Origin of the sequence: Polaromonas sp. A23, assembly GCF_002001015.1 — a bacterium.
GTDB lineage: Bacteria > Pseudomonadota > Gammaproteobacteria > Burkholderiales > Burkholderiaceae_C > Polaromonas.
In genome coordinates this window covers 96797-113377 of the sequence record NZ_MUNO01000026.1, presented here as the reverse complement: position 1 = coordinate 113377, position 16581 = coordinate 96797, and the positions used below count along the sequence as shown (strand labels likewise).

General features: G+C 62.2%; 15 protein-coding genes. 10 read left to right on the top strand and 5 right to left on the bottom strand.

Features of this window, described 5'->3' with window-relative positions:
* Positions 1–41: 41 nt before the first annotated feature.
* The 3 genes from B0B52_RS14010 to B0B52_RS14000 all read right to left on the bottom strand — a co-directional run bounded on the left by B0B52_RS14010 (position 42) and on the right by B0B52_RS14000 (position 4252).
* Positions 42–1343 (bottom strand): URC4/urg3 family protein, encoded by a 1302-nt coding sequence (locus B0B52_RS14010; RefSeq protein WP_077594273.1) that lies wholly within the window; start codon positions 1341–1343, stop codon positions 42–44.
* Complete coding sequence (locus tag B0B52_RS14005) at positions 1336–2652, bottom strand: GTP cyclohydrolase II (protein WP_077594272.1); 1317 nt, start codon at positions 2650–2652, stop codon at positions 1336–1338. The genes B0B52_RS14010 and B0B52_RS14005 overlap by 8 nt, the downstream gene beginning before the upstream one ends.
* A 118-nt stretch (positions 2653–2770) precedes the next feature.
* Positions 2771–4252: a helicase HerA-like C-terminal domain-containing protein gene (locus tag B0B52_RS14000; protein ID WP_077594271.1), complete on the bottom strand. Its 1482-nt coding sequence runs from the start codon at positions 4250–4252 to the stop codon at positions 2771–2773.
* An 87-nt stretch (positions 4253–4339) separates the two neighbouring features.
* Between B0B52_RS14000 and B0B52_RS13995 the strand changes: the two genes are divergently transcribed.
* The 10 genes from B0B52_RS13995 to B0B52_RS13950 all read left to right on the top strand — a co-directional run bounded on the left by B0B52_RS13995 (position 4340) and on the right by B0B52_RS13950 (position 13739).
* Positions 4340–5062: a YebC/PmpR family DNA-binding transcriptional regulator gene (locus B0B52_RS13995; RefSeq protein WP_077594270.1), complete on the top strand. Its 723-nt coding sequence runs from the start codon at positions 4340–4342 to the stop codon at positions 5060–5062.
* A 146-nt stretch (positions 5063–5208) separates the two neighbouring features.
* Complete coding sequence (purD, locus tag B0B52_RS13990; protein ID WP_077594269.1) at positions 5209–6528, top strand: phosphoribosylamine--glycine ligase; 1320 nt, start codon at positions 5209–5211, stop codon at positions 6526–6528.
* A gap of 52 nt (positions 6529–6580) precedes the next feature.
* The gene (gene hemF / locus B0B52_RS13985) at positions 6581–7498 is read left to right on the top strand and encodes an oxygen-dependent coproporphyrinogen oxidase (protein ID WP_077594268.1); all 918 of its coding nucleotides are present in this window, start codon (positions 6581–6583) and stop codon (positions 7496–7498) included.
* Complete coding sequence (gene nadD / locus B0B52_RS13980) at positions 7495–8127, top strand: nicotinate (nicotinamide) nucleotide adenylyltransferase (RefSeq protein ID WP_371327400.1); 633 nt, start codon at positions 7495–7497, stop codon at positions 8125–8127. Before hemF ends, nadD begins: the two co-directional genes overlap by 4 nt.
* A 41-nt stretch (positions 8128–8168) precedes the next feature.
* Entirely contained in the window at positions 8169–8936 is a 768-nt protein-coding gene (rsfS, locus tag B0B52_RS13975) for a ribosome silencing factor (protein ID WP_077594266.1), read from the top strand.
* Positions 8933–9400 carry a 23S rRNA (pseudouridine(1915)-N(3))-methyltransferase RlmH gene (gene rlmH, locus B0B52_RS13970; protein WP_077594265.1) on the top strand — a complete coding sequence of 156 codons (468 nt, stop codon included), beginning with the start codon at positions 8933–8935 and terminating at the stop codon, positions 9398–9400. Before rsfS ends, rlmH begins: the two co-directional genes overlap by 4 nt.
* 294 nt (positions 9401–9694) lie before the next feature.
* Complete coding sequence (locus tag B0B52_RS13965; protein ID WP_077594264.1) at positions 9695–10297, top strand: nucleoside triphosphate pyrophosphatase; 603 nt, start codon at positions 9695–9697, stop codon at positions 10295–10297.
* A gap of 19 nt (positions 10298–10316) precedes the next feature.
* Positions 10317–11798 (top strand): ribonuclease G, encoded by a 1482-nt coding sequence (rng, locus tag B0B52_RS13960; protein ID WP_077594263.1) that lies wholly within the window; start codon positions 10317–10319, stop codon positions 11796–11798.
* A gap of 13 nt (positions 11799–11811) precedes the next feature.
* Positions 11812–12558 carry a polysaccharide deacetylase family protein gene (locus B0B52_RS13955; protein ID WP_077594262.1) on the top strand — a complete coding sequence of 249 codons (747 nt, stop codon included), beginning with the start codon at positions 11812–11814 and terminating at the stop codon, positions 12556–12558.
* Positions 12555–13739 carry a glycosyltransferase family 4 protein gene (locus B0B52_RS13950; RefSeq protein ID WP_077594261.1) on the top strand — a complete coding sequence of 395 codons (1185 nt, stop codon included), beginning with the start codon at positions 12555–12557 and terminating at the stop codon, positions 13737–13739. The genes B0B52_RS13955 and B0B52_RS13950 overlap by 4 nt, the downstream gene beginning before the upstream one ends.
* Before the next feature lie 10 nt (positions 13740–13749).
* Here the strand turns inward: B0B52_RS13950 and B0B52_RS13945 are convergent, their stop codons facing one another.
* Complete coding sequence (locus tag B0B52_RS13945) at positions 13750–14622, bottom strand: glycosyltransferase (protein ID WP_077594260.1); 873 nt, start codon at positions 14620–14622, stop codon at positions 13750–13752.
* Entirely contained in the window at positions 14619–16373 is a 1755-nt protein-coding gene (gene msbA / locus B0B52_RS13940) for a lipid A export permease/ATP-binding protein MsbA (protein WP_077594535.1), read from the bottom strand. Before msbA ends, B0B52_RS13945 begins: the two co-directional genes overlap by 4 nt.
* Positions 16374–16581 lie beyond the last annotated feature (208 nt).

Sequence of the window (16581 nt, the reverse complement as noted above, 5' to 3'; positions counted from 1 at the left end):
TCTGCTTGTTTTGTCAGTTGTTCTGTTCTTGTTTCTGAATCTCAGAATACGGTGCCGTCGCTCTGGATGTTCAGGGGCGGTAAACCCAGGTGCAATTGCTGTGCCAGTGCGCGCCCTGCGGCCCAGGTGCCGCCTTCGAGTACGCAGGCCAACGGCATCTGCTCAACCGTCAATCCTAACTGCTCGCGCACCAGCGGCGCGAGCTCGTCGAGCAAGGCCACGGTGAGTGCGCGCCACTCAACAATCAATTCGTCGCCCGCCTCGTGCAGCTTGTCGGCCTGGGCAGGATCCTTGAGCAGCAGCACGCCGGCATCGAGGAAGAGGCCGCCGTTGCGGTATTCGGGCAAACCGGTCAGTGCGTCCAGGCCGCCAACCGGGTGGCCTGCCCATTCAAAGGGCTCCAGCAACGAATAGGTGAGCCACTGCGAGAGTTTGTGAAAAGGCATCCAGCCGCTGGCCAGGCCTTTTTCATCGCTGCCTGCTGCGGGGTGTCGCCAGCAATCGCCCAGCGCCATGCCACTCAGCGTGTTTTGTGCGGGCCAGATAGGGGACAGGCCGGTCAGCAGCACTGCCAGCAGATCGTGCGCTGCAATGGCGGCACCGTCTTTTGCGCTCGAGGTCAGCAAATCAAACAAATGCCCTGGGCGCGCGGGCTCGCCAAACAGCGCGGGCTGGTCTTGCAGCGCCTGGCCGAGGCGGCGCAGCAGCGCGGCGCGGCCATCAAGGCCTACCAAGGGATTGGTGTTCGGGTCCACCTGAAAAGCTGCGCTCAGGCTTTCAGCCGTGACGGCCTGGAGCCCCTTGGCGTCGGCCTGGAGCGGGTGCGCAGGGTCGCTGGAAAAAAGCCCGGCCATGAAGGCATGAAAACTCGCGACGCCCAGGCCTTCGGAGCGGCCATAGCTGTGTTCGGGGCGTTCGCCTTGGGGCGCTTCCCGGTAAGACCAGTCGGGGCCGGCGCCTGCGTCCAGCAGCACGCTGACCAGCGCCAGATCAATTTGCGAACGGGCCCTTTCCGCGGGTGAGGCTTCGCCCAATGCGCGGTTCAGTTGCGCCAACCTGTCCACCTCACCGGCCTCGAAGTGCCGCCAGCGGCTGTGGTACGGAATTTTCAGGTCGGGGTAACGCGCCTGCGTCAGCTCTGCCACCAGCAGGGCGGCGTTTGCCATGGCGCCGTCGTTGACGGTGAACCATGCTGACTCGCCGCGGCGCGCGCGTTCCAGCAGGGCTGTGGCACGCCTGCGAATCGTGTTTGTAGAGCGTAATTCGGCTACAGCCCTTTGCGTACGGGCGCCAGCAGCTTCTTTTTTGATAGCGGTAGAGGGTGGCTTCTTGGACTCAGGCATCAAGCCCCCGTCCCTTGGCCTTTTTCAGCTCTTCCGCCGTAGGCACCGCGCCCGGCGTGAAATAACCGGCGGCCATCTTGGCGTCCATCTCCACCTGGGCATCGGCGGGAATCATGTGCTCAGGGATGTTCACACGCTCAACCACCTCAATGCCGGCGCGGGTGATGGCGTCGTATTTCATGTTGCTCATGGAAACGAGCCGGTGGATCTTGCGTATGCCCAGCCAGTTGAGCACGTCAGGCATCAGCTCCTGGAAACGCATGTCCTGCACGCCGGCTACACACTCGGTGCGGTTGAAATATTGGTCGGCAGTATCGCCGCCCACCTGGCGCTTGCGTGCGTTGTAGACCAGGAATTTGGTGACTTCGCCGAGCGCCCGGCCTTCCTTGCGGAAGTACGACACCAGGCCCACACCGCCGCGTTGCGCGCCCTGGATGCATTCCTCGATGGCATGTGTCAGGTAGGGCCGGCAGGTGCAGATGTCGGAGCCAAAAACGTCCGAGCCGTTGCATTCGTCATGCACGCGGGCCGTGAGTTCGACGTCGGGATTCGCCAGGTCGCGCGGCTTGCCGAAGATGTAGGCGGTCAGGCCGCCAATGGGCGGCAGAAACACTTCCAGGTCGCTGCGGGTGACGAGTTCAGGGTACATGCCGCCGGTTTCCTCAAACAGCACGCGGCGCAAATCGGTCTCGCTGCAGCCAAAACGTTTGGCGACTTCGGGCAGGTACCAGACCGGCTCGACCGCCACCTTGGTCACCATGGCGGCGCCGCCGGCGGTCAGGTACTTGCCGTCGGCCTTCAGGCGGCCGGACTGCAGGGCTTCAATCACTTCCGGAAGGATGACGTGCGCCTGCGTCACGGCAATCGTCGGGCGGATGTCGTAGCCGGCAGCCAGCTCGGCAGCAAACACGTCGGCCACCGTCGCTCCCCAGGGGTCCATGGCCACGATGCGGCCCGGTTCGCTCCATTGCGGGTAGGGGCCAATGATGTCGGTGGGGGAGGTGTTGGTGAGGTCGGCCTTGTGCTTGGCCGAAAGTGCGCCGGAGGCGATGGCGAGTGCGCGGTAAACGCTGTAGGAGCCGCTGTGTGTGCCGATCACGTTGCGGTGGCTGCGCTTGGTGGTGGTGCCGACCACGGGGCCGCGTTCGGCAGGGGTGGCCGCAGCCCAGCGGATTGGCAGCGCGCCGAAACCGCCGGCGTGGGAAGTCAGGCGGATGTGTTGGGACGAGGCTGGAGTGGTGGAGGCAGCAGCAGGCGAGGCGGGTGCCGGGACGGGATCAAGAGGCTTGGCAGCAGCTTCAGCAGACATTGCGGATCCTTCAAAAAATCCAATGTACCGATGCGTGCCGTGATTGACAAGCCCGGCGTTTTTGCCGGGTCGTTAATATGCGACAGAGCCTTGAAGTGGGCCCTGTCCCGGTGCAGATTCAGCGTTTTTTGCCGCCGAAGATGGTGCCGAGCGCACCGCGCAGCACCTGCCGCCCCAGCGCGCGGGCTTCAGACTTCAGCACCGACTGCACCAGGCCATCACGCTGGCCGCCGCGTGGGCCTTTGGAGCCGAAAAGCACATCGCTGATGCCGCCCATCAGTCCACCGGACGCTTCTGCGGTTTTCGCTGCTTCGGCCTGTACCGCCGCAGTGCGCGCCTTCAGCATCTCGTAAGCCGACTCGCGATCGGTTTCCTTTTCATAAACACCCGTCACCAGCGAACTGGCGACCAGTGCATGGCGCTGCTGCGGTGTGATGGGGCCGATCTGGCTGCCTGGCGGCAGCACATAGGCGCGCTCGGTGATGCTGGGCCGGCCCTTGCTGTCGAGAAAACTCACCAGGGCCTCGCCAACGGCCAGCTCGGTGATGGCGGTTTCGATATCGAGGCCGGGCTTTTGCCGCATGGTTTGCGCCGTGGCCTTGACGGCTTTTTGGTCGCGTGGCGTGAAGGCGCGCAGGGCATGCTGGACCCGGTTGCCCAACTGGGCCAGCACCGAGTCGGGAATGTCCAGCGGGTTCTGGGTGACGAAATAAACGCCGACGCCCTTGGAGCGCACCAGGCGCACCACCAGTTCAATGCGTTCGATCAGGGCCTTGGGCGCTTCGTTGAACAGCAAATGCGCTTCGTCGAAGAAAAACACCAGCTTGGGTTGGTCCGGGTCGCCGATCTCGGGCAATTGCTCGAACAGCTCGGACAGCATCCATAGCAAAAAGGTGGCGTACAGGCGCGGCGAGTTCATCAGCTTGTCGGCTGCCAGGATGTTGATCACTCCCTTGCCGTTGTCCGTTTGCATGAAGTCGCTGATGTTGAGCATGGGCTCGCCGAAGAACTTGTCGCCGCCCTGCGTTTCGATCTGCATCAGCCCACGCTGGATGGCGCCCACGCTGGCGGCGCTGATGTTGCCGTATTCGGTGGTGAACTGGCTGGCGTTGTCGCCCACATGCTGCAGCATGGCGCGCAGGTCTTTCAGGTCCAGCAGCAGCATGCCGTTGTCGTCGGCAATCTTGAACACCAGGTTCAGCACGCCCGCCTGGGTGTCGTTCAGGCCCAGCATGCGGGCCAGCAGCAAGGGGCCCATGTCGGACACCGTGGCCCGCACCGGGTGGCCCTGCTCGCCAAACACGTCCCACAGCGTGGTGGGGCAGGCGAGGGGTTCGGGCTTGTCGATGCCGCGCTCTTTCAGCACAGCCGACATCTTTTCGCCCATGCTGCCGGCCTGGCTGATGCCGGCCAGGTCGCCTTTGACGTCGGCCATGAAGACCGGCACGCCGATTTTCGAGAAGTTTTCCGCCAGGGTCTGCAGGGTCACGGTCTTGCCGGTGCCGGTGGCGCCGGTGATCAAGCCATGGCGGTTGGCCAGGCCGGGAAGCAGCTCGCAGGGGGTGGAGGCGTTCTTGGCAATCAGAAAAGGCTCGGCCATGGGGTGTCCTCGGGTTGGCGGGAGCTGTGAGGCGCTCCCTAAAAGTAAAATGCGGTTTGTAGATTAAATCAATTCCAAAGGATTTCCGTGGCTGGTCACAGTAAATGGGCGAATATTCAGCACCGCAAGGGACGCCAGGACGAGAAGCGCCAGCGCATCTGGACCCGTGTGATGCGCGAGATCATGGTGGCGGCCCGCATGGGTGGCGGCGACATGGGCACCAACCCGCGGCTTCGCCTTGCTGCTGAAAAAGCCAAGGCGGCCAATATGCCGCTGGAGAATGTCAAATACGGCATTGCCAAGGCCACGGGCAGCCTGGAAGGCGTGCATTACGAGGAAGTGCGTTACGAGGGCTACGGCATAGGCGGCGCTGCCATCATCGTCGACTGCATGACCGACAACAAGGTGCGCACCGTGGCCGAAGTGCGGCACGCGTTTTCCAAACACGGCGGCAACATGGGCACCGAAGGTTCGGTGGCCTTCCAGTTCAAGCATTGCGGCCAGCTGATTTTTGCGCCCGGCACCAGCGAAGAAAAAATTATGGAAGTGGCGCTGGAGTCTGGCGCCGACGACGTGATTTCCCATGACGATGGTGCAATTGAAGTGCTGACGCCGTATGCGGACTTCGAGACTGTCAAGAACGCGCTGGAGGCTGCGGGCCTGAAGCCTGAAGTGGCCGAGGTGACCATGCGTGCTGACAACATGATCGAGCTCAGCGGCGAAGATGCGCAGAAAATGCAGCGGCTGCTGGACGTGCTGGAAGACCTGGACGACACGCAGGACGTGTTTCACAACGCCGAGATTTTATGAGCCCCCACGCTCCGCACTTCGTGTCGTCGCTGCCCCCGAGGGGGCGCTGCGCCTGCGGCCCGGCGAAGCCGGTTCCGCGGCCCTGGCTGGTCAAGAGGGGCCCTAGCGGCCTACGCTTGCTTTGAAATACCTATGAAAGTTCTCGCATGAAAGTTTTGGTAGTCGGTGGCGGCGGCCGTGAACACGCGCTGGCCTGGAAACTGGCCCAGTCGCCCAAAGTGCAGGCGGTGTATGTGGCACCAGGCAACGGCGGCACCGCGCTTGATCCGCGGCTTGAGAACATAAATATCACGGATGTCCAGGCGCTGCGGGCGTGGGCAGCTACAGAAAAGATAGCGCTGACGGTCGTCGGCCCCGAGCAACCGCTGGCAGCCGGCATCGTCGACGAATTCCGCGCGCACGGCCTGCGGGTGTTTGGCCCCACCAAAGCGGCCGCGCAGCTGGAAAGCTCCAAAGCTTTTTCCAAAGCCTTCATGAAGCGTCACGGCATTCCGACCGCCGAATACGAAACCTTCACCGATGCGGCCGCTGCGCACGCCTATGTGGACGAAAAAGGCGCACCGATAGTGGTCAAGGCCGACGGCCTGGCTGCCGGCAAGGGTGTGGTGGTCGCGATGAGCCTGCACGAGGCGCACGAAGCCATCGAATTCATGCTGGCCCCCGACCCCAGCTTCAACCCGCTGGGCGTGACGCACAACGCCGGTGGTGCGCGCGTGGTGATTGAGGAGTTTCTGGAGGGCGAAGAGGCCAGCTTCATCGTGATGTGCGATGGAAAAAACGTGGCGGCCATGGCTACCAGCCAGGACCACAAGCGCCTGCTGGATGGAGACGAAGGCCCCAACACCGGTGGCATGGGTGCCTATTCGCCAGCGCCGGTGGTGACGCCCACCGTGCATGCGCGGGCGATGCGGGAGATCATCATGCCGACGATCAAGGGCATGGAAAAAGACGGTATTCCTTTCACCGGTTTTCTCTACGCCGGACTCATGATCACTCCGGACGGCAAGGTCAAGACGCTGGAATTCAATTGCCGTATGGGCGACCCTGAAACCCAGCCCATCATGATGCGGCTCAAGTCCGACCTTTTTGACGTGATGATGGCCGCCACTTCGGGCAAGCTCGATGAGGTGGAACTGGAATGGGACCGCCGCGTGGCGCTGGGTGTGGTGATGGCCGCACATGGCTACCCGCTAAAGCCCCGCAAGGGCGATGCCGTCACCGGCCTGCCAACGGTCAGCCCGTTGGCAGCCGCCGAAGATGCGGTGGTGTTCCATGCCGGAACATCCACTGCTCCGGGAGGTGTCAAGGGTAGCGTGGTGACCAACGGTGGCCGCGTGCTGTGTGTCACGGCGCTGGCCAGCTCGGTCAAGGAAGCACAGCACCGGGCTTACGAGCTTGCGCAGGCGATTCATTTTGACGGTGCGCAGTACCGCAAGGACATTGGCTTTCGGGCCATCAGGTCCTGAACCGGGCCGCTCCCACCAGCGCGCCCTGACCCCGTATTTACACCACCTTCCCATGACCAGCCCAGATCTTTCCGGTGTTCGCGGTTTCCTGCTGGGCCTGCAGGAACGCATTACCGACGCGATAGCTGCGGTGGACGGCCGGCCTTTTGCGGTCGACCAGTGGCAAAAGGAGCCGGGGGAAGCCCTGCAGGGCCGGGGCATCACGCAAATCCTGGAGCAGGGTCAGGTGTTTGAACGCGCCGGCTGCGGGTTTTCGCATGTGCTTGGTCCGAAACTCCCGCCTTCGGCTACGCAACACCGGCCCGAGCTGGCTGGCGCGCCGTTTGAGGCCATGGGCGTTTCCCTGGTGTTTCACCCGCGCAACCCCTACGTGCCCACGGTGCACATGAATGTGCGCATGCTGGCCGCCACACCCGTTTCAGGCCCGTCGGCTTACTGGTTTGGCGGCGGCATGGACCTGACACCCTACTACGGCTTTGAGGAAGATGCGGTGCATTTTCATCAAACCTGCAAGGATGCGCTGCTGCCTTTTGGCGATGACAAGTACCCGCGCTTCAAGACCTGGTGCGACGAGTACTTTTATCTCAAGCATCGGAACGAGCAGCGTGGCATAGGCGGTGTGTTTTTTGACGACTTCCAGGAGTTGGGCTTCGAAGGCAGTTTTGCCATGATGCGCTCCGTGGCTGACTCGTTTCTGGAGGCCTACCTGCCGATTGTCGAGCGCCGCAAGGACATGGCCTACAACGAGCGCGAGCGTGACTTCCAGCTTTACCGGCGCGGCCGGTATGTGGAGTTCAACCTGGTCTGGGACCGCGGCACGCACTTTGGCCTGCAGTCGGGCGGCCGCACCGAGGCCATTCTGATGTCCATGCCGCCGCTGGCCAGCTGGTCGTACCAGCGGCCGGTCGAGGCCGGTTCTGCGGAAGAGCGGCTGTCCACCGAATTTTTGGTCAGGCGGGACTGGCTTTGAGTGCGCCGCCGGTCGCTGTGATCAAGCGCCTGGGCGTTTTCGGCGGATCCTTCGATCCGCCGCATCGGGCGCACGTGGCGCTTGCGGAAACCGCGCTGGCCCAGCTTGGGCTTGATCGCCTGCACATCATTCCCACCGGCCAGGCCTGGCACAAACGCAGGACGCTCAGCGCACCGGAACACCGCCTGGCCATGGCCAGGCTGGCGTTTGACGGGCTGGACCGCGTGGTGGTTGACGATCGAGAGCTTTTGCGTGCCGGCCCCAGCTACACCATTGACACTTTGGAGGCCCTCCAGGCTGAAAATCCGGAAGCACAGCTCTACCTTGTCATTGGGGACGACCAGTTTGCCGCGCTGAAAAGCTGGCACCGCTGGGAGGCGATTCTGGAAATAGCTATAATTTGTATAGCAAACCGCGCTGATCCGGTAAGGACACAGGCCGGTTTTGAGCTTGAAAAACAGGCCCGGCATGCGGTTTTGACCCTGCAACTGCCGCTGATGCCTGTGAGTGCCACCGACATACGGTTGCAAATCAGTTCAGGCCACGCCAGCCCGCAGGGTTGGGCCCCCTTGGTTCCCGAGCCGGTTGCGCGTTATATTGAGCGCCATCGGCTCTATGTTTCTTCCTAATTCCCGTCAACTCCATTTTTTTCATTGAAGCAAACCACTGCATGACTTCCACCCCCGCCAACACCGCCAGCACCGCTGCCAAAAAAGACGTCCAGAAACTGCAGCGAGCCATCATCGATGGGCTGGAAGATGTGAAAGCGGTGGACATTCAGGTGTTTGACACGGAGCACATCACCTCGCTGTTCGAGCGTGTGATCATCGCCTCGGGCAGCTCCAACCGCCAGACCAAGGCGCTGGCGGCCAGTGTGCGCGACGCCGTGCGTGATGCGGGTTTCGCCAAGCCACGGATTGAGGGCGAAGACAACGGGGAGTGGATCATTGTGGATTGTGGCGCGGCTGTGGCCCACATCATGCAGCCGACCATTCGCCAGTACTACCATCTTGAAGAGTTGTGGGGCGACAAGCCTGTCAAACTCAAGCTCGGCGCACCCGCACCTCTGGTTAAAGCAGCCAAACCTGAGGTCGAAGATGCGCCCAAGCCGGCCAGGGCTCGCGCCGGCGTCAAGCCTGCTGCCAAAGCGGGCAAACCTGCTGCCAAAAAGATTGCGGCCAGAACAGATGACGGCACTTACGTCGGTCGGGTCGGCAAAACCAATGACTGGACCGCCAAACGCAATGCCGCCGCCCCGGCGGCTGAGCCTGCAGCCAAACCGGTTCGCGCCGCTGCAAAAACTGCCGTGAAAAAAGCACCGGCGAAAACACCGATCGTCAAAATTCCGGCTGCCAAAAAGGTAGCTGCGAAGAAAACGGTTGCCAAAACCGCAGCCAAGAAACCCGCAGCGAAGAAAACCACGACCCGGAGCAAATGAGGCTGACGATTGTCGCGGTCGGCCAGAAAGTGCCCGACTGGGCGCAAACCGCCTACGACGACTACGCCAAGCGTTTTCCACCGGAGCTTCGTGTGGAGCTCAAGGCCGTCAAAACCGAGCCGCGAGCCTCCAAAACACTCGAAACCTTGCTGGCTGCCGAACGCCAGCGCATTGACGCCGTGATTCCCAAAGGCACACGCATCGTGGCCCTGGACGAACGCGGCACCGCCGTGACCACGGTGGCGCTGTCCGAAAAGCTCAAGGCCTGGCAGCGCGAAGGCGATGACGTGGCCATCGTGATTGGCGGCCCTGATGGGCTGGATCCGGGCTTCAAGCAGTCAGCCCATGAACGTGTGCGCCTGTCAGACCTGACCTTGCCGCATGCCATGGTGCGTGTGCTGCTGATTGAGCAGCTCTACCGTGCCTGGAGCATCACGGTGAATCACCCGTACCACAGAGAGTGATGTTGCCCCCACGTTCGTTCACTGCGTGTAACTCTCTGCCCCCCGAGGGGGCTGGCCTTGCTTGGGGCGGCCCGGCGCGGCGGCCAATGCCCCCACGGTCGCTCACTGCGTGTAGCTCCCGAGGCCTTGCAGGCCGCGGCTCGCGAGACGCTTCGCCTTTGTCGCCTGTCCAAACCTGCGCAGGCAGGTTTGGAGCCGCAGGCTCCAGCCCCTCGGGGGCCGCTGCGCCTGCGGGCCGGCGAAGCCGGTTCCGCGGCCCCTGCTTGAAGGGACGGGCTTCCGTGCGCTGACTGTATGACTGACTTTATCTATCTTGCCTCTCAAAGCCCCCGTCGCAGGCAATTGCTTGAGCAGCTGGGCGTGTCTTGTGAGCTGCTGTTGGCGGACGCTGATGAAGACAGCGAAGCGCTGGAAGCTCTATTACCTGGCGAATCGCCGACGGCCTATGTCCAGCGTGTAACGCAACTCAAGCTGGATGCCGCCGTGGCACGCCTGAAGCAACGAGGCTTGCCGCCAGCGCCCGTGTTGTGTTCCGATACCACCGTCGCGCTGGGACGCCGCATTTACGGCAAACCCGATGACGCGGCCGACGCCGCGCGCATGCTCGGCGAACTGGCCGGTACCACGCACCGTGTGCTGACTGCGGTGGCGGTGCAGCATGGACGCAAGCGACTGCAGGCCCTGAGCGCGTCGCGTGTGACCTTCGCACCTCTGAGCAAGGCGCAGATCCGCGCCTATGTGGCCAGTGGTGAACCCATGGGCAAGGCGGGTGCCTATGCGGTGCAGGGCAGGGTGGCCATGCACATCAGCCATATCAGCGGGAGCTATTCGGGCATCATGGGCTTGCCGCTGCATGAAACGGCACTGCTGCTCAATGCTGCAGGCATGAAAATATAATTTTCCCGAGACAAAAAGCATGCAACAAGACATCCTGATCAACTGGTCGCCGCAGGAAACCCGAGTGGCGGTTGTCGAATATGGCGCGGTGCAGGAACTGCATGTCGAGCGCACGCTGGAGCGGGGTCTGGTCGGCAATGTCTACCTGGGCAAGGTGGCCCGGGTATTGCCGGGCATGCAATCGGCCTTTATTGATATCGGTCTGGATCGCGCGGCCTTCCTGCACGTGGCGGACCTGATGAGCAGCATCAACAGCCGGCATGCGGATACCGACAACGCCACGGCGCCGGCCGCTGCGCCGAAGCCGATTGAAAAGCAGCTGTTTGAAGGTCAGTCGCTGATGGTGCAGGTGCTCAAGGACCCGATAGGCACCAAAGGCGCCAGGCTCACGGCGCAGGTCAGCATTGCCGGGCGTTTGCTGGTGTTCCTGCCGCAGGACAACCATATCGGCGTGTCGCAGAAAATCCCGGCCGCGCAGCGTGAAGAGTTGCGCCGGCGCCTTCAGGCCCTTACGTCCGATCTGGGAGGAGGCTTTATCCTGCGGACCAACGGGGAAGACGCCAGCGATGCCGAGCTTGGCGAGGACATCGCTTACCTCCGCAAGACCTGGGGGCGTATCAAGGACGCCGCGCTGCGCCTGCCCCCCACATCCGTGCTCCACCAGGACCTGAGCCTGCTGCAGCGGGTGCTGCGGGACATTGTGGTGGAGACCACCCAGAGCATTCGCATTGACTCGCGCGAGCAGTTTGAAGAGCTCAAGCGTTTTGCGATTGAGTTCATGCCTGCCACCCTGCAAAGGCTGCAGTTACACAGCGGCGAGCGGCCGATTTTTGACCTGTTCAACATTGACGAGGAAATTGCCAAGGCACTGGGCCGCCGTGTGGACCTGAAGTCAGGTGGCTACCTGATCATCGACCAGACCGAAGCGTTGACGACGGTGGATGTGAATACCGGCGGTTTTGTGGGCGCGCGAAATTTCGACGACACGATTTTCAAAACCAATCTGGAGGCTTCCCAGGCGATAGCCAGGCAATTGCGTCTGCGTAACCTGGGCGGCATCGTGATCGTCGACTTTATCGACATGGTGCAAGCTGGCCATCGCGATGCGGTGCTGGCCGAGTTCCAGAAGCAGCTGGCGCGTGACCGTATCAAGACCAACGTCAATGGTTTCTCACCGCTGGGTTTGCTGGAAATGACCCGCAAACGGACCCGCGAGTCTTTGGCGCATCAACTCTGCGAGCCGTGCAGTGCCTGCATGGGCAAGGGCGTGGTCAAAACCGCGCGCAGCATCAGTTATGACATCCTGCGTGAAATTCTCCGGGAGGCCCGTCAGTTCAATCCGAAGGAGTTCAGGATCATTGCTTCGCCGAAGGTGATTGAGTTGTTTCTTGACGAGGAAAGCCAGCATCTGGCTGGCCTGAGCGACTTCATCAGCAAGCCGATCTCGCTCCAGTCAGAAGCCGCTATGGCACAGGAACAATACGATATCGTCCTGCTCTGACGCACCGCCACGCATGCCTGACACAGCCATCCCCCAGCGCCCGATACCGATTCTGGTTTATCACCAGATCAGTGAAGCGCCACCCAAGCCGGCGCCATTCCGCAGTCTTTGCGTGGCGCCGGCGTCGTTCGCCCGGCAAATGGCCTTGCTCAAGCTGCTGGGTTACCAGGGCCTGTCGATGAGCAGGCTGCTGCCCTATCTGCGTGGGGAAAAAACCGGCAAGGTGGTGGGCATCACTTTTGACGACGGGTACCAGAACAACCTGACCCATGCGTTGCCTGTGCTGCAGCGCCATGGCTTTTCTTCGACCTGTTATGCCGTCAGCAACCTTCTGGGCAAGACCAATGTGTGGGACGAAGGCATAGGCGTTGCCCAAGTGCCGCTGATGGATGCCAAGGAGCTGCGCCTCTGGGTGGCTGGCGGGCAGGAAGTGGGCTCGCACACGCAGAACCATGTGCGTTTGTTGCAGAGTGAACCCTCCGTGGCCATGGCCGAAATGGCGCAGGACAAGGCTGCGCTGGAAGCGTTGCTGGCTTCGCCCGTGCGGCATTTTTGCTATCCGTATGGAGAGTACGGGCCGCAGCATGTTGTCATGGCCCGCCAGGCCGGGTTCCACACTGTCACCACAACGCAGCGCGGGCGCAGTTCCGCCGGGAACGACCTGATGGAATTGCCGCGGGTGCCCGTCGTTCGTTCCACCAGCCTGCCGGTGTTCTGGCTCAAGATTGCGACCGCATACGAAGATCGGGACCGCAAGTGACTGGCGCGCCCCCTGACGCTGAGGCACCGCACAGGCTGCGCATTGCGGTGCTGAACCGCATTTTTGACCCGGCCGGAGGTGGGGCAGAACGCTATTCGATTGCGCTTGTTGAGCAACTTGCGCAGCGCCACGAGATCCATGTGTTTGCACAGGAAATCAGGCACCACGCGCCAGGCGTGGCTTACCACCCGGTTTCCATGCTCTTGCGCAAGCCACGCTGGTTGAACCAACTCTGGTACGCCACAGCCACCTGGTTGGCCACACGCCGGGGTTTTGACATTGTCCATTCGCATGAAAACACTTGGCATGGACAGATTCAGACCGTGCATGTGCTGCCGGTGAAATACAACCTGTTCCATGGACGGACCGGGTGGCGTCGTGTGCTGGCCTGGGCCAAAGTCTGGACCAGCCCGCGCCTGTTGACCTACCTGGGGCTGGAGCGCCTGCGCGTCGCGCCCCGGCGCGGGCGATGCGTGGTGGTGACATCGGCCAGCCTGGGTGACACCCTGGCCGCAACCTATCCGGCCGCCGCAGCGATGAGCACTGTCATCACACCGGGGGTGGTATGGCCCGTCTCACCTACTGACGCGACGGAGCGGCGTGCTGCCCGCCTGCAACTGGGACTGCCGCCCGAGGGTCGCTGCCTGTTGCTTGTTGGAAATGACTACCGCAAGAAGGGCCTGGGAACGCTGCTGCGAGTGCTGCGCGACCTGCCTGCAGACGTGGTGCTGGCGGTGGTGGGCAACCCGGGGCAAATCCCGGTCTTTCAACGTCAGGCGCAAGCGGAAGGTGTGACCAGTAGCGTTTTTTTTCTCGGCTCGCTGCAGGACGTGGCGCCTGCGTACCGAGCGGCGGACTGCCTCGTGCACCCGACGCTGGAGGACACCTTTGCCATGGTGGTTCTGGAGGCCATGGCGCACGGCCTGCCGGTGGTGGTCAGCAGTGCAGCGTACTGTGGTATTTCCAGCCTGCTCAGTCATGGCGCGGATGCGCTGCTTTTGGACGATCCCCAAGATGTCGCGAAATTGGCTCGCACCCTCAAACAGGTACTCGGCGACGAGGTCTTGCGGCAGGAATTGGGTAAGCAGGCGAGGGCGTTTGCGAACCGCTACCAGTGGCCAACCATTGCGCGCCAGCAGGAAGCCGTGTACTTCGCAACGCTGAATGCCGAGCAGCGCTGAAACGCTGCGCTCAGGCCACCAGCTTGAAGTGTTTGCGGCTGAAGTCCAGCCCGGTGAGTTGCTCGATCTGCCGCATCAAGTGGTATTTGTTTTCCTTGCGCGTGGGCTTGTAAGCCGGATCGATCTGTAAATCCTGTTCAGCGCCGGTTAAAAGCCATTCCCGTACCGCCTGGGGGTGCGTACCTTCGAAAGCCTTTAGCGCGCGTGCATCGAACTGGCTGTAGCGGACCTGCATCTTGGTGGAGGTTGCCCAGTATTTGCTCACCTGGTCCAGCTTTTTCTGCATGTCCTCGTTGCGGCGGATCCAGCCATAGTGATAGATGTGGGCGTTGGCCAAGGCCGCTTGCGGGTTACGCGGCCGCTTGTGATCGGTGGTCACCAGCCAGTATTGGCCGTCTGGCGCGTAGGAGCGGATGGTGTTTCTGATCAACCGGCATTCGCGTCGGTACCAGCCCGGGCTGATCGAAATCCATTGGGGCGAGCCATAGAAGTGGTGGTAGTCGAAAACCAGCGCTTCCACCGCCGGGTTGCCGTGATGCTGCTCAACACTGGCCCGGATGGCTGCGAGATCTTTCTCGTGGACCACTTCGTCTCCCTCGAGGTAGAAGGCCCAGTCGCCAGTGCAGGCGTATTGCGCGATCATCTTTTGCTGCGCATACACAAAACCGCGGTCGGCCATGCGTTCGTTCCATACCGTTTCGATCACGCGGATCTTCGGGTCGCCAATGGCGCGTACCCTTGCGAGCGTGTCGTCGCTGCCTTGGCCTACCGCCACCACGAACTCGTCGACCAAAGGAAGCAGGGAGCGGATCGAAGCCTCAAACGGAAAACCCAGCTCAACACCGTTGCGGATAAAAGTAAAACCACTGATGGAGATAGTCATGACAATTGCGCGACGGATGCGCTTTGCGATAGATCGGCATCGTACAAGCCCAGCTTGTACAGGCGTGAGTAGGGGCCGTCGCGTTCGATCAGCTCCATGTGTGTTCCCGTCTCGACGATGCGGCCCGCGTCCATCACGACGATGCGGCTGGCATGCTGGACGGTGGACAGCCGGTGCGCAATCACCAGGGTCGTGCGGTTGCGCATGAGGCGCAGCAGGGCTTCCTGCACTGCGCGCTCGGACTCGGTGTCTAGGGCCGAGGTGGCTTCGTCGAGGATCAGGATGGGGGCGTCTTTATACAGCGCCCGGGCGATCGCCAGCCGCTGGCGCTGCCCACCCGACAGCTGGGTCGCATTGTGGCCGACCAGGGTGTTCATGCCCTGTGGCAGTTCGGTAACGAACCGTTCCAGGTTGGCGGCCTTGAGGCAGGCCATCACCTTGTCGTGATCGACATCCAGGCCCAGCGCAACGTTGGCAGCGACGGTGTCATTCAGCATGACGACGTGCTGACTGACCAGTGCAAACTGGCTGCGCAATGAAGCGATTTCCCATTCGCGCAACTCATGGCCATCGAGTTCTATGGTGCCCGACGTTGGCTCCACAAAACGCGGCAAAAGGTTGACCAGGGTGGTCTTGCCGGCGCCCGAGGCACCTACCAGTGCAACGGTTTCGCCGGGTGTAATGTCCAGGTTCAGGGCGTCAACCGCGGGCGCACCATCGTCGCTGTAGGCCACGCGTGTGTTGATGAAACTGATTCGCCCGTTCGCCCGTGCTTTCGCAAAAGTTCCGCCGGGCTCGTCGTGGGTTTTCTCCATCAGATCCAGCCCTCGTTCAAGGGCAGCCAGACCGCGTGTGATCGGATTGGCGGCCTCTGAGAGGCGTTTGATGGGGGCCACCAGCATGAGCATGGCGGTGACAAAGGCCACAAAGGAGCCTACGGAGGTGTCGTCGGTAGCGCTCTGAAGCAGTGCCACGGAAATGACTGCGGACAGCGCGGAGGCGGTGAGCAACTGGGTGGCCGGGGTCATGGCTGCCGAGGCCACCACGGACTTCATGGACAGGCGGCGCAGGGTGTCGCTCAATTTTGCGAACCGGTCGGCCTGGGCTTCCTGCGCGGCATGCAGCCGGATGTCCCGATGAGCCAGCACGTTTTCCTCAACCACATAGGCCAGGGAGTCGGTGGCACCCTGGCTGGCCCGGGTCAGGCGGTACAGACGGCTTGAAAGTACGCGCATTACCCAGGCAATGGCTGGAATCAGCAGCGTGATGATCAGCGTCAGGCGCCAGTTCAGGTAAAGCAGGTAGCCGCACAGGGCCGCCACGGCCAGGCAGTCGCGCGCCAGGCCCATGACTGAATTGACGAGCATGGACGAGCCGTTTTGCACCTCATAGACCACGGTGTTGGACAGGGCGCTGGCCGACTGGGTGGAAAACAGGTCGAGCCGCGCTGTCAGCAATTTGTTGAACATCGCCTTGCGCAACTTCAACAGGCCGAGGTTGGTCACTTTGGCCAGTGCAATTTCAGCGACAAACCCAGCGAATCCCCGAACGCCGAACAGCAGCAGCAGGGCCACGGGCACCATCCAGATGGCGAGATCACCCTTGCGAAAGCCTTTGTCCAGCAAGGGCTGCAAAAGGGCGGGTATCAGCGGTTCCGTGGCTGCACCGACCAAGGTTGCCCCGATGGCCAGAATCCAGGCGCTGGCTGGCTGGCTGAAATAGGGTCGAATGCGGCGCAACCGGTTGCCCATGGGCAACGGCGGCGGCGCGGCGGCGGCATTGCCGTCCGGCGTGGCCGGGTTATCCGTCAAGTCCGGACTCCGCTACCCGCAGGGATCAATACCACGGCTGCGCGCTCATTGGCGGGGCGGAAAAGGACTGCGATTTTGGGCATGGTGCTGGGGGACGCTGGGCTGGAGTGAGCAAGCCTGCATTATCGTGGAACAATTGGAGGCCAAT

What these genes read in the sequence shown, in the direction of transcription:
- msbA (WP_077594535.1), bottom strand. Translation starts at nt 16,373, where the DNA reads ATGGGCAACCGGTTGCGCCGCATTCGACCCTATTTCAGCCAGCCAGCC.
- B0B52_RS13955 (WP_077594262.1), top strand. Translation starts at nt 11,812, where the DNA reads ATGCCTGACACAGCCATCCCCCAGCGCCCGATACCGATTCTGGTTTAT.
- B0B52_RS14000 (WP_077594271.1), bottom strand. Translation starts at nt 4,252, where the DNA reads ATGGCCGAGCCTTTTCTGATTGCCAAGAACGCCTCCACCCCCTGCGAG.
- purD (WP_077594269.1), top strand. Translation starts at nt 5,209, where the DNA reads ATGAAAGTTTTGGTAGTCGGTGGCGGCGGCCGTGAACACGCGCTGGCC.
- B0B52_RS14005 (WP_077594272.1), bottom strand. Translation starts at nt 2,652, where the DNA reads ATGTCTGCTGAAGCTGCTGCCAAGCCTCTTGATCCCGTCCCGGCACCC.
- B0B52_RS13965 (WP_077594264.1), top strand. Translation starts at nt 9,695, where the DNA reads ATGACTGACTTTATCTATCTTGCCTCTCAAAGCCCCCGTCGCAGGCAA.
- rsfS (WP_077594266.1), top strand. Translation starts at nt 8,169, where the DNA reads ATGACTTCCACCCCCGCCAACACCGCCAGCACCGCTGCCAAAAAAGAC.
- rng (WP_077594263.1), top strand. Translation starts at nt 10,317, where the DNA reads ATGCAACAAGACATCCTGATCAACTGGTCGCCGCAGGAAACCCGAGTG.
- hemF (WP_077594268.1), top strand. Translation starts at nt 6,581, where the DNA reads ATGACCAGCCCAGATCTTTCCGGTGTTCGCGGTTTCCTGCTGGGCCTG.
- rlmH (WP_077594265.1), top strand. Translation starts at nt 8,933, where the DNA reads ATGAGGCTGACGATTGTCGCGGTCGGCCAGAAAGTGCCCGACTGGGCG.
- B0B52_RS14010 (WP_077594273.1), bottom strand. Translation starts at nt 1,343, where the DNA reads ATGCCTGAGTCCAAGAAGCCACCCTCTACCGCTATCAAAAAAGAAGCT.
- B0B52_RS13945 (WP_077594260.1), bottom strand. Translation starts at nt 14,622, where the DNA reads ATGACTATCTCCATCAGTGGTTTTACTTTTATCCGCAACGGTGTTGAG.